General features: G+C 55.9%; 12 protein-coding genes. 9 read left to right on the top strand and 3 right to left on the bottom strand.

Annotation, left to right across the window (positions count from 1 at the left end; all coding sequences use genetic code 11):
* Positions 1–235 precede the first annotated feature (235 nt).
* The 7 genes from RE6C_RS10530 to RE6C_RS10500 all read left to right on the top strand — a co-directional run bounded on the left by RE6C_RS10530 (position 236) and on the right by RE6C_RS10500 (position 8,308).
* Positions 236–1,201 (top strand): 2-hydroxyacid dehydrogenase, encoded by a 966-nt coding sequence (locus RE6C_RS10530; protein ID WP_039961765.1) that lies wholly within the window; start codon positions 236–238, stop codon positions 1,199–1,201.
* 158 nt (positions 1,202–1,359) lie between these two features.
* Positions 1,360–3,111 (top strand): YihY/virulence factor BrkB family protein, encoded by a 1,752-nt coding sequence (locus tag RE6C_RS10525; protein ID WP_008656398.1) that lies wholly within the window; start codon positions 1,360–1,362, stop codon positions 3,109–3,111.
* Positions 3,112–3,301: 190 nt separating this feature from the next.
* Positions 3,302–4,378, top strand: a complete 1,077-nt coding sequence (gene floA, locus RE6C_RS10520) for a flotillin-like protein FloA (protein ID WP_007339079.1) — start codon at positions 3,302–3,304, stop codon at positions 4,376–4,378.
* Position 4,379: 1 nt separating this feature from the next.
* Entirely contained in the window at positions 4,380–4,814 is a 435-nt protein-coding gene (locus RE6C_RS10515; RefSeq protein WP_008656397.1) for a hypothetical protein, read from the top strand.
* 35 nt (positions 4,815–4,849) lie between these two features.
* Positions 4,850–5,755, top strand: a complete 906-nt coding sequence (locus RE6C_RS10510; RefSeq protein WP_008656396.1) for a rhomboid family intramembrane serine protease — start codon at positions 4,850–4,852, stop codon at positions 5,753–5,755.
* Positions 5,756–5,940: 185 nt separating this feature from the next.
* Positions 5,941–6,930 carry a sugar phosphate isomerase/epimerase family protein gene (locus tag RE6C_RS10505; RefSeq protein WP_039961764.1) on the top strand — a complete coding sequence of 330 codons (990 nt, stop codon included), beginning with the start codon at positions 5,941–5,943 and terminating at the stop codon, positions 6,928–6,930.
* Positions 6,931–6,982: 52 nt separating this feature from the next.
* The gene (locus tag RE6C_RS10500; RefSeq protein ID WP_008656393.1) at positions 6,983–8,308 is read left to right on the top strand and encodes a redoxin domain-containing protein; all 1,326 of its coding nucleotides are present in this window, start codon (positions 6,983–6,985) and stop codon (positions 8,306–8,308) included.
* A gap of 38 nt (positions 8,309–8,346) precedes the next feature.
* Here RE6C_RS10500 and RE6C_RS10495 read toward each other — a convergent pair whose 3' ends face one another.
* Both RE6C_RS10495 and RE6C_RS10490 read right to left on the bottom strand, forming a co-directional pair.
* Positions 8,347–10,068, bottom strand: a complete 1,722-nt coding sequence (locus tag RE6C_RS10495) for a glucan biosynthesis protein (protein ID WP_008656391.1) — start codon at positions 10,066–10,068, stop codon at positions 8,347–8,349.
* Positions 10,069–10,204: 136 nt separating this feature from the next.
* On the bottom strand, positions 10,205–11,557 hold the full coding sequence (locus RE6C_RS10490) for a glucoamylase family protein (protein ID WP_039961763.1): 1,353 nt from the start codon (positions 11,555–11,557) through the stop codon (positions 10,205–10,207).
* A gap of 571 nt (positions 11,558–12,128) precedes the next feature.
* Here RE6C_RS10490 and RE6C_RS10480 point away from each other — a divergent pair.
* Positions 12,129–12,590, top strand: a complete 462-nt coding sequence (locus tag RE6C_RS10480; RefSeq protein ID WP_008656386.1) for a hypothetical protein — start codon at positions 12,129–12,131, stop codon at positions 12,588–12,590.
* Entirely contained in the window at positions 12,580–14,625 is a 2,046-nt protein-coding gene (mdoH, locus tag RE6C_RS10475) for a glucans biosynthesis glucosyltransferase MdoH (protein ID WP_039961761.1), read from the top strand. The genes RE6C_RS10480 and mdoH overlap by 11 nt, the downstream gene beginning before the upstream one ends.
* Before the next feature lie 54 nt (positions 14,626–14,679).
* On the opposite strand, the gene RE6C_RS10470 is transcribed toward mdoH, so the two are convergent.
* Positions 14,680–15,513, bottom strand: coding sequence for a DUF4339 domain-containing protein (locus tag RE6C_RS10470; RefSeq protein ID WP_008656384.1), 834 nt, complete (start codon positions 15,511–15,513; stop codon positions 14,680–14,682).
* Positions 15,514–15,641: the final 128 nt, after the last annotated feature.

Raw genomic sequence — 15,641 nt, 5'->3', positions numbered from 1 at the left:
TTTCCGGAANCCGTTTCTGCTCAATCCGTTCGCAGCACGTGGCACGCGAGTTCAGGAAAGGATCGCTGTTTCCGTTCGAAGATCCGGAACCCTGTGTTTCGCGGATGAACTCCATCGTATCATTTTTAGGAAACGAGAAGCCCTGGTCGCGGGGCAGAGATCCATTATGTCGGTTTCTGAGAAAACCGCGAAGGGGAATTGAGTCAATGAAACGCCACGTTTGGGAATTGAGACGATGAATCACAGCGTATTGGTAACGCGGCAAATTCCCGGCGAGTCGCTGCAGCGGCTTCGAGAAGTTTGTGAAGTGGAGGTTTGGCCGGAGGCGATCCCACCCAGTCGCGATGAGCTGTGCCGGTTGGTGAAGGGCCGGCACGGTTTGCTGACCATGTTGAGCGATCGAATCGACGGTGAGTTGATGGACGTCGCGGGAGATCAGCTTTGCGTCGTCAGCAATTATGCCGTCGGATTCAACAACATTGACGTCGATGCGGCCAAGACTCGCGGCGTTGCGGTGGGGAATACGCCAGACGTGTTGACCGATGCAACGGCCGATTTGGCCGTGTCGCTGTTGTTTGCCGCCTCGCGGCACGTCCTGCAAGCGGGCAACCAAGTTTGCGAAGGCGAGTGGAAAACTTGGGAGCCGACAGGTTGGTTGGGCGTCGAACCCTCCGGCAAAACCCTGGGTATCGTCGGGATGGGACGCATCGGGAAAGCAACCGCCAAGCGATTGGTGGGAGGCTGGGACATGAACCTCCTGTACACCTCCCGAAGCGATCAAGGTGACGTTGAAAAAGAATTGGGCGGCCGCCGTGTCGAACTCGACACTTTGTTGGCCGAAAGCGATTTTGTCTCGGTGCACGTCGCGTTGACGGACGAGACTCGCAACCTGATCGATGCGGATGCGATTGGCAAGATGAAGTCGACCTCGGTGTTGGTCAACACGGCGCGAGGTGAGATTGTCGACCAAGATGCTTTGGTCGATGCCCTGAACAGTCGAGCCATTTTCGCTGCTGGTTTGGACGTCACAACGCCTGAGCCCTTGTCGGCTGATCACGCTTTGGTGAAGTCGCCTCACTGCGTGATCCTGCCGCACATTGGCAGTGCGACTCACACCAGCCGAAACGCGATGTCGGAAATCGCGGTCGACAATTTGATCGCCGGGTTGGCTGGGAAACCGCTACGGTGCTCGGTCATCTGAGTCATCTGTGGGAACGCGATACGTTGCCTTCTTGTGATTAAGCGATGACGATGCAGCAAACGACAATCTGTTGATTTCTATTTGGCTCTTCGTTCGTTTAGCCAATCCGTCACTCGTTTCGAATCCTCCATCTGCCGACCACCCTCAAGGAATACACCGTGCGTCACTGGTGGAATTACATCGTCGAAACGATTGAACGCCCGAGAGACGAACTGTCTCGCCGTCAGCATCAATTGCGAACGGCGTGGGATTTGGTCATCCACTGCAGCGCTCAACTGCACCGCCATCGTGCCGAGGGCATGGCGGCGGAATTGACTTACCGAACGATTTTCTCATTGATCCCCGTCGTGGTGCTGGGATTGGTGATGTTTCGTGTCTTCGGCGGCTTGGACGATGTGCAGTTGAGGGTTGAGAACCAACTGTATTCGTTCTTTGGCGTTCCTCAGATTCCGGCGGAATACATTCCGGTTCCGGAACCCGATCCGGACGCTTTGCCGATCGAAGCGACGGTGGACTCGACGGAAGTGACCACGCCAGATTTTGGTGATTCGGACGACCCCGTGATCGAATTGGTCGTCCCGGACGAAGGCGAAGTTAACGAAGACGCTGAGGATAGAGACGCCGGGGATGGTGCGAACGGCGTTGAAGAACTTGGCGATGGAGGCATCGGTGGCGGCCCCGACGGACTACCGGATCAAGCGGCGTTGGCGGGTGATGCAACGGATCCAACCATTGCCGGATATCCTCCAACTCCGGCGGATGCGGCCGGCGAAGTCATCGATGCGGAAGAGATTGAAGGCAAAGCGGAAGCCGACGACCAAGCTCGCGAAATCATTCGGCAGACCCTGCGAGATGCGACTTCCAAGATTGCTTCCTTGGACTTTGCGTCGATCGGCGTTTTTGGCTTGCTGTTGTTCATCTACGCTGCCGTGGCGTTGGCGGATGCGACCGAATATCTGTTTAACCGCATCTTCGATGCTCCATCGCAGCGACCGATTCACATTCGCGTGGCGGTTCATTGGTCAATCATCACGCTCGGAAGCGGGCTGTTGGCGCTGAGTCTCTACATGTCAGCGCAGGTGATCGATTGGTTTGGAAATCTCGGTGCTGGCTCTGGGCCGGTTTGGATTCTGCAGCACGCTCTGTCGTTGCTCGCCTCTTGGGTTTTGTTGTTCCTGCTGTATGCGCTGATGCCGAACACTCATGTATCGGTGCGTGCCGCGGTGATGGGATCGGCGGTGAGCGCGGTGTTGTGGGAATTCGCCAAGTATGGTTTCCAGATTTACGTGACGACCGCCGTTCCGTATTTGGAACTGTATGGATCCATTGGAGTGATCCCGTTGTTCCTGCTTTGGATTTACCTGACGTGGCTGATCGTCTTGTTTGGACTGATTTTGACCTACACCCTGCAAACGGTTCGCGGCAAAGAGTTCCGTCGCCGCGGTGAGAAGCAGGAAGATTTGCCGGCCGGTGACCCAGATTGGATGCTGCCGATTATGACCGAAGTCGCAATCGCTTTTACGGATGGAGAAGCCGTTGGAAGGCAGGAGTTGTCTGATCGGTTGGGATTGTCGAGCCGCGTGGTTCACGAGATGGAGACTCGGCTGATCGAGGCCAATTTCTTGCGGCGTGTGGTGACCGGTGCGGGGCAAGAAAACCAGCTCACTCTCGCCCGGCCCGCCGACAACATTTTGCTGGCTGATGTGATGCGGCTGGCTCACCGGTTCCGGCCGGCGAACGATCATCCCGCCTGGAAGACCCTGGCCGCCCTCAAAGAAGCCGAATGCATTGCCGCGGGGACTCGTTCTTTAGCGGAATGGATGGATGCCGATTTGCCGACGCAGGACAATTCGGTGGCTACCGAAGCAGACCAGCCCGAGTCTGGTGACGATGCCAATTCGGATGGTTGAGTGAAGATCTCGCCGCGTTAAGTTCGAGTGAGTTGCTGCGCTTGACACTGGATGACGGGGCCAGGACGATGATATCGGCCCCCGAAAAACGGGACGAAGGAAAAAACGCCTTCTTCCCGTCCGATTCGAGCCTCTTCTAACCTGGCAGCTTCGTCTGGTTCGAACAAATGCCGCCCCCATGAGACGCCACATGATTGCATCGCTGTTGCTGGACACCCTGCCTTTGGCTCAGATGCCCAAGGTCACCACTGCGTTGTTGATTGGTGCACTGGTGATTTTCGCCGGGATTGTTGTGGTGCTGTTTATCTTCACCAGCTATTTCGGGTTGTGGATCCAATCCGTCCTGACGGGATCCAAAATCTCGTTTGGAAACCTGATCGGAATGACCTTTCGAAAGGTCAACACACGAGCGATCGTGCGAAGCAAGATCATGGCAACGCAAGCCGGCCTGGACGATCCCGAGCTGACAGTTGGTGCGCTCGAAGCCCATTACTTGGCCGGCGGCAACGTGCAGCAAGTCATCCGGGCATTGATCGCCGCGAAAAAGGCGAAGACGATTTCGCTGACGTTTCGCGAAGCAACGGCGATTGATTTGGCGGGCCGCGACGTTTTGGAATCGGTTCAGACGAGTGTCTATCCAAAGGTCATCGATTGCCCACCGCGAGGTGCCGCGAAACCATCGCTGGATGCGGTCGCAAAAGATGGGATTCAGTTGAAGGTGCGAGCTCGTGTGACCGTGCGAGCCAACCTACAGCAATTGATTGGTGGTGCGACGGAAGAAACCATCATCGCTCGGGTTGGCGAAGGCATCGTCAGTGCGATCGGGTCGGCGGACAACCATAAGGCGGTGCTCGAAAACCCGGACGTGATCAGCAAAGCCGTGTTGGTGAAGAAGCTGGATTCTCAAACGGCGTTTGAAATCGTTTCCATCGACATCGCTGACATCGACGTGGGAGCCAACATCGGTGCTCGTTTGCAAGCCGATCAGGCGGAAGCCGACACCGCGGTGGCTCGTGCCAATGCAGAAGGCAAGCGTGCGGCGGCGGTCGCCGAAGAGCAAGAGATGCAGGCGGAGATCGCAAAGAGTCAGGCCGAAGTGGTCGAAGCACAGTCGGACGTGCCCCGCGCCATGGCCGAAGCTTTCCGAAGCGGAAAACTGTTGGTGATGGATTACTACCGTCTGCAGAACGTGAGTGCGGATACCGAGATGCGACGTGCTCTGGCGGGGCATTCGCACGATCCCGACACGCCTGAAGAGACCCACTGAGATGCCTCGCGAAGAAAACCCTAATGAGCTCGAAGCATTCCTGCGAAAGTCGGCAGAGATTCGACAACGCAACGCGATTGATTTTCGTGCCCTGCAAGAGGAGCAACGACGTCAGGACAGCAATTCGCGTCCCCGACAGTACTCCGATCGCAATCGCGAACGGGTGACGCGGCAGCTTGCCGAGGCCATTGATGTTTCCATCGTCGACGATCACGGCGGTGACGAGGTTGTCCTGGGGGAAGTGGTTGAAGAACGTTTGGGGAGCCTTCCGCACCTGGACGGTGAAACGAACGAATCTGATCGAAAATCGTCCGGCTCCAAATCGAGAGGACGGGTGGCGACACCGGTGGACAATCTGCGACGATTGTTGTCCCGACCCGGTGGGGCTCAGCAAGCGTTCTTGATGAGCGAAATTCTCAAACGTCGCTCGTTTTAGCGACGCCAATTTTCTGTGATGGATTGATTGCCAGAATGGGGCTGAACGAACGCGACTACAGTCGCACTGAACGAACACCGTGGGATCGAATTGAGAATCCCTTGTCGATGATCAAGGTCCTGATCGGGATCAACGTCGCGGTTTTTCTGGTCGACATTGTCCTCGGCGATCACCTGATTCATTGGTTTGGCATCAGTGGTCAATCGTTGTTGAGGCCCTGGCTCTGGTTCCAGACGTTAACCTACGGGTTTCTGCACAATACCGAAGACATTCTGCACATCCTCTTCAACATGTTTTTGTTGTTCGTCTTTGGGCGTCCCGTGGAGCAACGATTGGGGGGGCAGGAGTTTCTCAGGTTCTATTTGATCGCGGTGATCGCGGGTGGCATCGTCGGTATGCTGTACCCCTGTGCAATCTCGTTGTTCCACACGGGGCAACTGAGTCCCGAAATCATCGGTGTGCCGACAATCGGGGCTAGCGGTGCCGTGATCGCGGTCATGGTTCTCTTCGCCTGCTACTTCCCCCACCAGGAAGTGCTCTTCATGTTCGTTTTGCCAGTGAAAGCGTGGGTGTTGGCCACGGTGTTGGTCCTGTTTGATTTGATCTCCGCCTTCGGACTTTTCGGTTCCGCGAGCTCCACCGCCTTCGAAGTTCACCTGGCGGGAGCACTCTTTGGGTTCTTGTACTACCAACTTCAGTGGTCGTTCCATTGGCTCGATTTCAGACGTTTTGGCGAGTTCCGGGACGAAATGAGGCTGAAATCGCGCCGTGCGAAGCTGAAATTGCACGATCCCGACAAAAAAATCCGAGCGGAAGCAGAGGATGCGGACCGAATTCTGGCTAAAATCCATGAGTCAGGAGAATCCAGCCTGACTTCCTCGGAACGTAAAACCTTGGAGAGATACAGCCGGCGTCAGCGACAAAAACGCGAACTGGACTGATCTCTTCGAACGAACTGGCAATCCGTGAGGACGCGTACCTCTGATTGAATCGGGCTTCCGCAGCGAAGCACAGTGATGAACGCACCGCGACGGATGCAATGTGCCGAAATCTTTCGCGGCGTGTTCTCCGTTTCAATTGCTCGTCCGTTCCACATCCATTTTGGCACCTTTGCACCTCGGTCCCAATGAAGACTCCTTCGATCCATCGCCGCACAGCATTGCAATTGACCGCCACTTCCGCGATGGCGGCATGGTTGGCTCAACCTTTGAATCTTTTGGCCCAAGAGGCGGAGAAAGCCACCGCGAAAGGTGGCGAGCCGCTGCCATACATGGATCGCATCGGTTTGCAGCTGTACACGCTTCGCGATGCGATGAAAGCTGACCCCGAGGGCACGCTGAAGGCCGTCGCTGAGGCGGGCTATCGTCAAGTCGAGCTGATGAATATCGATGATGAAGCTGTGCGTCTGGCGGCGATTGCTCGCGACAACGGATTGATCGTGCACAGCGCCTTCATGGATTTCAACGTCATCGCGGAACCGAACAAGGATGGGGTTGGTTCAGTCGAAACCACTTTGGAATTGGCGGAGCGGATTGGATTGCGACACGTTGTCTTCGGCTACATCGCGAAACATCAACGAGACACGGCGGACAAATGCCGTGCGATTGCGGACCGAGCCAACAAGGCGGCCGACCAGACTCGCAACGCTGGGATGCGAATGTGCTACCACAACCATTCGTTCGAATTCGCGACGTTCAACGGAGACGCGGCCGAGGATGCGAACTCAAACGATGACGAGAAGAAGGCGAACAAGTTGACCGCGTTCGACATTTTCGTGGAGCGTTTTGACCCACACAAAATGGAATTTGAACTGGATGTCTTCTGGGCCAAGATCGGCGGACGTGATCCGATTGAAATGATGCGTCGTTTAGCGGGACGGATCAGCCAAGTGCATTTGAAAGATCTGAAAAAGGACACTCCGGTCATCACCGATGAAGGTCAAGTTCCGAACGACGCTTTTCAGGAACTGGGCAACGGCATCATCGACATTCCCGCGGTGATGAAATTGGCTCGCGAAATTGGCGTGGATCAATGCCATGTCGAGCAGGACCAATCTCCCGCACCTTTGGACAGCGTTCGGGAAAGCTATGCATTCTTGAAGGATGCCCCTGCCTGATCGGCAGCCTCGTCCACTCTTGTCTTGCTTCTTCAGTTGATTGGCTACCGTTGTGAATTGTGTTCGTTTTGGGACATGGAAGACCCTTCAGTCGTTGATGTTTTGCGTTGTCGTTTTCGCAACGACCACCACGTCCTTCGCTCAAGATAAACCGACGTTTGAGCTCAGCGAAGATGTTCGCAAAGCATTGACGCCCTTGTTTTCGCGGATCTCAAAAGCCGATGTCTCACGCGCGACCGTGGAGCTTTCCGCTGAAACAGTGATGGGTGGCAAAGTCGTTGAGACATTAGATTCGGTTTACCAAATCGCGTCGAAATACCCCGATCAGTACACCGTTTATTACAAGTCTGCTGACGATCGAAAACGGTTGTATTCCGACGGCGAGCAGAGCGTTGTGGCTATCACGCCCGAAGCGTTTTTCCGATTGCAAAACGTTGCATCGTGCCAGGAACTCGCGACTCGCTCGGAGATCAATCTCGGTCCTTACCCGGAAGCTGTGTTGGCGCTCACGTTGGCTGGCGTTGATCCTGCTGTCACGTTCTTAGGTGGAATGAAGTCAGTCGAAGTCGCGGGCAAAGTGAAGTATCGCGGCAGCATTGAATCGATTCATTTGCGTGGGCAACAGAAAGACGGTGTCACTTGGGATCTTTGGATCAGTGACGAAGGGAAACCTCGTCCGCTTCGTTTGCTGGTTGACCTCACACCGATGTTGATCGCGACCGGGCAAGTCGCCGTGCCTCAAGGTTATGCCTATTCGTTGCGGTACGACTTCAAGTCTTGGCGAGTGACCGGTGAAGTCGACGAGAAACTATTTCGATACACGCCACCCCGAGAGGCGGTCGAATACGAATCATTGGAAGCATTCCAGAAGCAGGCCGCAGAGAAGTTGGTCGAGCATCCGTTGTTGGGCAAGTCTGTTCCCGAATTCGAATTGACGTTGATGGATGGTTCCACCGTTGGCAACGACGATTTGAAGGGCAAAGTTGTCGTGTTGGATTTCTGGGCGACTTGGTGTGGTCCGTGTTTGCAGGCGATGCCCGTGATTGCCGAGACAACTCGAAAGTTCGCCGACAAAGGTGTGCAGTTCTATGCCGTGAATGTCGGCGAAAGCTCATCCTTGGTGAAAGGCTTCGTCAGCGAACAAGATTGGGATGTTACCGTGGCGTCGGATCCCGATGGCGATCTGATTGATCTGTTCACGGCGAAGTCGATTCCCTTGACGTTGGTAATCGCTCCCACGGGCATCGTCGAGGCGGTTCATCAGGGCTTCCCCGGCGAAGCGGAATTGAAGCAGCAATTCACGGACGAGTTGGAAGTGTTGGTCCAAGGTGGACGGATTGCCTCTTCCGTCACCGCGGATGAGAAGCCTGAGAAATAGCCGAGGGCGGAGCGATTGACAGCACTCGCTCCGACGGATCACTCTTGCCGTGTGTAAACGGCGGGGTACACAAACTCAGGTTCTGTAGGCGGCAGCAAGTAGCCGAACGTTTCGGACACAGGTTGGTCTTCACTAATCAACTGAAGAGACAATTCGACCGGTCGTTCGCCAGAGTTGTCTTCTGCCAAAGTCACGCCGAGACGCAGGATCCAATCGCCTTCGTCGGTGCGTTTCAATTCTTCCTCGCAGATTTCGCCAGCGATCGCGCTGGCCTGAATTGAAGGCGGATGATCCGCTGGCAGTCCTCGAAGAACAGGACCGGCAAAACGGATTTCCATCTCGATCGGTTCATCGGCATTCTCAGGCCGAGTCACGCTCAAGTTGGTCGCTCGTCCAAGCACATTGTGCTCCGGCGGATCGCCCGCGAAAAAGCTGACTTCATATGCGAACTCGAGTGAGGGTTGGACCGGTTCAGTTGAACCATCGGGCTTCGAAACGATATCGCTCGCCGCAACGGCTGATCCAGGATTCGCGACTGATTCGACCGGAGGATCCGTGTCGTCAGCTGACTGATCGCCGGCGGATTCGTCTTTGGGAGGCAGCCAATACGCGGCCAGGTTGTCGATGCCTTCATGAGCGCCCGGCAATTCGAGCAATTCAATTCGCCCATTGGGCCATGGGGCGTCCGGTTTGATCCAAACGCTGGGACGTTTGTCGTAGCGTGCGTTGTGATCGTCGTAGTGGTAGAAGGCTCGGTTTCGCTGGATCAGCCCAAATCCGTGAAGCGATTCGACTTCCGTCGATGTTACCGAGGGGTAACTCTGGCGAGCAAACGCTCTCCAACGCCATTCGTCGGGACCTGTTTGAATGAGCATCCCATCACTGTCGTGAACCGATGGTCGTTTGTCTTTGGGAGGTCCCTTCAGTCCGTCGCCCCACATCCACATGCTCGTCAGCGGAGCCAACGCGATCTTCTCGGGGCGATCTCGGTAGTAGACGTTGGCTTGCACCTTCACGCGAGTCACGGCGTTTCCCGGTATCAGTCGAAATCGATACGCTCCGGTCAAACTGGGGCTGTCCATGAACGCTAAAATCGCGATTTGGTCAGAATCCGCGGCGGGCATTTGGATCCAAAACGCGCGGAAGTCAGGGAACTCCTCTTCCTGCATCATGGCGATGTTGATTGCCAGTCCACGTGCCGAGGCACCGTAGATGGTGTCGCCGCTGCGTCCGCGGAAATAGCTGGATCCGATGAAGCTCAGCATCTCTTGGGCGTCCGGCCGGTTCGGAAACGGCCCCACGACGCGGAACCCAGCGTGACCCGCCGGAGGAATCTCATCGGCGTTCAGTGGTGCGTCGTAGCTGAAGTCATTTGTATTGAAGGCGATGCGTTGGCTGATCGGATCGCCACTGGGCGATGGGTTGAGCGTAAACAGTTCGACCAAGTCGGTTTGCACGAATCCACGATGAAATGTTTCCAACCAAAACGGCAAGCCTTGATCGAACCAAGTGGCACGCTCGGAACGATACTTCACCTTCATGTAATCGTCGTACTGCCACGATGCCAACGGCTCGGGCAATTCGGGCGCCGGTTCGTATTCCTGCTGCGACCGCTCGGCCGCAAGTTGACTGAGCGATTCAAAGTCACGCACATCGATCAGATCCACCGCGTTGGCAGCGGGAGCTGTGATCAGAAGGGCGACCGATACTGCGAGACCGGAGAAAGAAAAGAGTCTCGCAAAACACGCGTCGAAGTACATACACTTGGTCCCGTTGAATTCATGCAGAATGGGAGGTCGCACTACTAGGGCGTCACCGCAGCAGTTTAGCTCCGGAAACGCATTCAGCGTGCCCAAGTGAATCTTTGAAGCCAGCGTCTTGGCCTCAGTTCCCTTGCTAGGCGGTCAAGGGGCGGAAACCGGCCAAACGGAAGGCTCGTTGGGCGGCGGAGTGCTGCATGAATGGTTGCCAAACACCTTCTTCCAGCAAGTTTGATGCGGAGAGGAGGGTAATGCCTGTATCAATTCCGATCACATCGGATCCAATCCAGCCACGGCGTGGATTGAAAGCGTTGACGAATCCGTAGCGTCCGTAGACCGATTCGCCAAATGTGTTCTTTTGATACTGAAGGGTCCGCATCGTCTGCTCTGGAGCGATAGCCAGCCCACCGCCAGCCGCACTCGGCACAACGGTTCCATCAATGCCGCGATCGGGTTGAGCCTGGCCGTCTTCGTAGGGCCCGCCCCAATCACGGTAGCCGCTCGATGAGTCGCTGCTGGTCAGGCCCCACAAATCTTCACCGTAGTGGCCGAATCGTTGGGGCGATTGGTCAGCAAGCGATTGTTGGAATTCGATTTGGGCCAAGTGTGCCAACTGAGAGTTCCGCCAGTAGTTACGTCCATCGGATGAAACAACACCTCGGAAATCGAAGAACGCCTGAGGGTATTGGTGCACAAACAAGGGTGGATAGCTGATGAAAGATTCACCCTGTTGATGCAAAACGTTCTCACGACGCCACGCGGTCCAACAACTTGGCGGAATCGCGGAGCTGGGAGCGCCAATCGCGAGTAGCACGAGAATCGTCAGTTCACTGAAACGATCCCATTGGTAAGGAAGCCTCCCGACTTCGGGTTGCCACCCCATGTGCAGGCAACCATTGTCGCCAAGCATCCATCGCCAATCCACGCGTTCATACAGCGTGTCGGCCATCTCGACCAATTCACGATCGTCTTGGAACACCTGTGAAGCATGCATTGCACCGGCGATCAACAAAGCCGTGTCGATCGTCGACGCTTCACTATCAAGAGCACGCTGGCCAGTCATTCGATCGATGAAGTGGTAGACCAAACCACGTTCATGTTCGGCTTCATTGACCAAAAAACTCAACATCTTGCGAACGCGTGATGCACCTTCTTCTTTGGAGATCCAGCCATTGTTGGCAGCGACTCCATGGGCGGCCAATCCGAATCCGCAGCCAGCAGAACTGGCGTAGGTGCTGAACGAACTTCCGTCAGCGTGGCCTCGGTCAGCGATTAGTCCGGTTTGCGGGTCAGCGGATTCCTCAAAATACAGGTAGCACCGGCGACGCAAATCATCCAAGAATGGGTGAGAGTTCTCGTTCATCATCAGATCCTCCATGGTCGATCGCGAACCAGCGGAGATCATTGAGAAATCTCCGTCTCCACGAAGACGATGCGCAGCGAGCAAGGGCGCGGCAGCGAAGGCTGAGAGAAGCATACGTCGCTTCATGCTGACGAATCCAAAAGGCGGGAGGTTGGCAGGTTGTCGACCATCACTGCGACAACGCAGCAGGGACTCCGTATTGGGACGAGTTGCCAAGGAGGCGGGGGCAAACTCTTCTACGGTCCAATGGGCGACTTTGTTTGTCGATTAGGGATGCTAGTTTCGCGTAGGCGTTGTCGCAAGCTCAGGATGCGATTTTCAACCATCGCACGAGTCGGGATCGAAATTCTGAGTTGATGCCGCCAACTCGGCATCGCTGCGTCCAAATTTGGCAGCAAATCGTTCAGCTGCCGTCGATCTGCACGCGGATTCATCACCTCATCCAACCGCAAGAAATTCACGTTGCTTTCTCATTCCAATGAGGGAGGTGATGCGATGCTTAGCACGCCCAGTGAGCCGGTCGAAACTCCCTTAGTTGCTTTCCGGCGAAATTTGCGGGCGCGGCGGAAATTTCTGGCGCGGGATTTGATAAACCCTGGTGGTGGTGAACGTCGATGCTTTGACCGTTTGGTTTGACATCACGTGAAGCCCACTCGCCACTCATTCGACTGGCCCCTTTTCTTTTCAGGCTCTTCCGATGAACACTCTCAACGACCTTTCTCTGTCTGTGATTGCGGACTACTTGCATCGCTGCGGGCACCATCATCCCGACAGCGTTCGTGACCAATCTCACTATTTCGTGGGACTCGCCAAACAGCGTTTGCGAGTCGACTCGGGTGACACCGAAGAATCATACGATGCGACTGAGGCCAACGATCCGCGGCTTCCCCGGGTGACGTTGGAAGCGGCGATGGATGAGTTGTTCTTTCAACCAAGTGAAAACGAAGTGGAAGTCAGCCAACGTCGCCGAGTGATCCCGCGATCGGGAGCTCGGACGCTGCGCCACAACGAGACGCCTCCGTTGATCGGTCCATTGCGACCGCAGTGGTGGATGCAGATGGCATCGCGTCATATTCAACAACCGGTCCTCGCGATGTTTGGGTTGGTTGATGGAAAAGGCAATTCGCCACAACCTGAGGCAATGACCGATGGTCAGTAAGAGCACCAAGCGCACACGCTGGTTGATCGCAGTGATCACATTGGTGATCGCGATGGCTGGCACGTCCGTCTATGTGGTCTCGATGTCGGCGAATGGTCGCGGGTGGTTGGAATGGTTGAGCGTTCCATTGTTCGCATTGCTGTTTGGATGGATCGCATTCTCGTTCGTTGTCGCGACGTTGGGCTTCGTTCGTTTGCTTCGTCGACGACCGACCACAGAAGGAACGGAAACATCCGCCGGCGATGAATCGCCGACAGCGGTGTTGGTACCGGTCTACAACGAATCCCCCATGGACGTTTTCGCGAGAGTGGAAGCGATGGTCCGTAGCTTGGGGCCGGATCAGCGATTCGATTTCTTCGTTCTCAGCGACACGAATGATTCCGAGGTCTGGCTCGCGGAAGAGCTGGCTTGGTCTCAACTGATGGATCGCTTGGAAGAGCAAATTTCGACATCGTGCAACGTCTACTACCGCCATCGCCGCGAAAATGTGGCTCGCAAAGCGGGGAATATTGCGGATTTCTGTCGACGTTGGTCGGACCCGTATCCTTTCATGATTGTCTTGGATGCCGACAGTCTGCTCGAACCCGACACGATGATCGAGATGGTGCGGCGGATGCGAGCCGATGATCGACTTGGCATTTTGCAAGTTCCACCGACGCCGATCGGTCGACAGTCGTGGTTCGCACGCATGCAACAGTTTGCTGCCGCGGCTTACGGTCCCGTGTTCTGCGAGGGCTTCGACGCTTGGGCGGCGGAACAAGGAAACTACTGGGGGCACAATGCAATCATTCGTGTCGAAGCGTTTTGCGATTGCTGCGATCTGCCGGTGTTGCCTGGACAAGCTCCTTTGGGCGGAGAGATCCTGTCGCACGACTTTGTTGAAGCGTCGTTGTTGGTCCGTCGAGGCTGGAAGGTCCGTTTGGCCAACGACCTTGGCGGAAGTTACGAGGAGTGCCCCACAACACTGACGGACTATGCGCAACGCGATCAGCGTTGGTGCCAAGGCAACTTGCAGCACAGTCGATTGCTGCTCAGTGAAGGCTTTCATCCGGTCAGTCGTCTGCACTTTTTCAGTGGTGTTTTGGCCTATGCCAGTTCACCGCTGTGGATCTTGTTTACATGTTTGTGCGTTGCCAGTTGGGCACTCGACAACCGAGGAGCCACCGAGCTGAAGCTGTTGGACGCCGTTTCGCCAACCGCGATGCAGCTGGGATTGTTCATCACCGCAATGGCAATGCTGCTGATCCCAAAGTTTTATGGCTACTTCAACGTGATCGTTCGCGGGCAAGCCGCACGGTTTGGCGGCGCAATCGCGATGCTGGTTAGCGTTTTGTTGGAGATCGTTTTATCGATCTTGCTCTCGCCGATCATGGCCATCATGCACACTCGTTTCGTCGTTTCGACGCTGCGTGGTCGCAAAGTCAAATGGTCGTCGCAACAACGCGGTGAACATGGTGTCCCGATGTTGCAGGCCATTCGGGACTACGGCAGTTTGACTGTTCTGGGGTTGGTGATCACAGCAGCCGTGTTCACGTTCGCTCGATCATGGGCGGTGTGGTTCCTGCCAATCACTGCAGGTTTGATCTTGGCCGTACCGCTCGCGATGGCGATGGCGAGTCGTGGCATCGGCAACGCGATGGCGAAGTTGCGATTGCTGCTGATTCCTCAAGAAACATGCGTTCCTGAGGTCTATGAGCTCTACGAACAAGCCATGTTGGACTCGCAGCAGAAATGGTCTGTTTTGCCAAAGTCTTCAATGCTGGAGCAATTGATCGACAGTCCGACTTACTTCCACACGCATCACGGTGTGTTGCGGGCCAGTCATGCGGAACATCCGATGACGGATAGCGAACGGAACCAGGTTCGAGATGCCAGTCAGCGCTTGCAGATGGGCAAAGAGGAATCGCGTGGCGTTGATGTGTCCAAGATTCCGATGGAACTGAGACGTGCCCTGCTGAGTGACATTGACCTGCTGCGAGAGCTGCACGTTCAGGCACACTCGTGTCCGAAACGTCTGGCCGCGGCGGCCAGCTGAATTCGCAGTTGCGTAGGACGGATTGGCTGGTTCAGTCACCAGCCAAGTCCCACATCAACGCGTGATGACGTACGCCAAAGCGGCTACCAAAACCACCAGCAACAAGATCAACGAAACCGTCGCGGCGATTCGTTTTCGAGACCGTTTGCGTTTGCTGGATTCGAGCGGCCCACCTCGGTTAAGAATCGCGACTTTGTCACGATCGGCGGGAGCGTCGACCAGTCTGCTATCGACCAGGTGCGCGTTGCCGGGTGTCGCCAGGATGGGTTTGGGCCCCGGTTGAGCGGCACTCGTTGAGCCTTTGTGATTCAACTGACGCAAAATCTCGCCGGCTGTTTTCCAATCCGGCCAACCATCTCGCCACAGCATGGCCGAATCGGCGATGCGGCCTTCGGTGATCCATTGTTTCATCGTCGGACCATCGGCGGGACCGTATTGGCCGCCGCTCGGAGGACGGACATACCAAACCGCGGTTGAATCACCCAGGATCTCTTCGGGAGTGGTCGGCTCGGCTGAGGCTGGAGCGGCCGGCTTCTTCTCAGGCGTGGGTTTTGTTTTTTTCTCGACCTTGGGACGTTCAATCGTCGTTGGTCCGCCGGCTGCGGTCGCCGCGTAGGTACTGGCCGACGATTCGGAGTCAGAGTCCGCTACATCGCCGCTGGGGGTCTGGTCCGACGAATCGAGCACGTCGTTCTGATCTTGCTCGTCCGGAACATCCGCCGGGTGGCTGGCCGATGATTCTTCTTCGATGGCGATCGACTGCGGGCGGTCCTCAGTTGGTATGCGAAAGCGTACCGAGCACGCTGGGCAAACACCCTGGCGTCCGGCGAGTTCGTTCTTGATGTTCAGTCGCTTCCCACACGCATGGCAAGCAAAACGAACGCCCATAACACCGTGGTCCGAATCGAGAAGAGAAGAGAGTAGGCGAGATCAACCGATCTCAACCGCACCACTATAATTGAAACCTGATTGCTCGTGCGAACGACCGCTCAACGGAATTTGGGCTGAGTCTTCCC

Source organism: Rhodopirellula europaea 6C (assembly GCF_000338295.1).
GTDB classification, from domain to species: Bacteria; Planctomycetota; Planctomycetia; order Pirellulales; family Pirellulaceae; genus Rhodopirellula; species Rhodopirellula europaea.
Note: the sequence above shows the minus strand (reverse complement) of the source record. Positions and strands in the feature narration are given on the sequence as shown.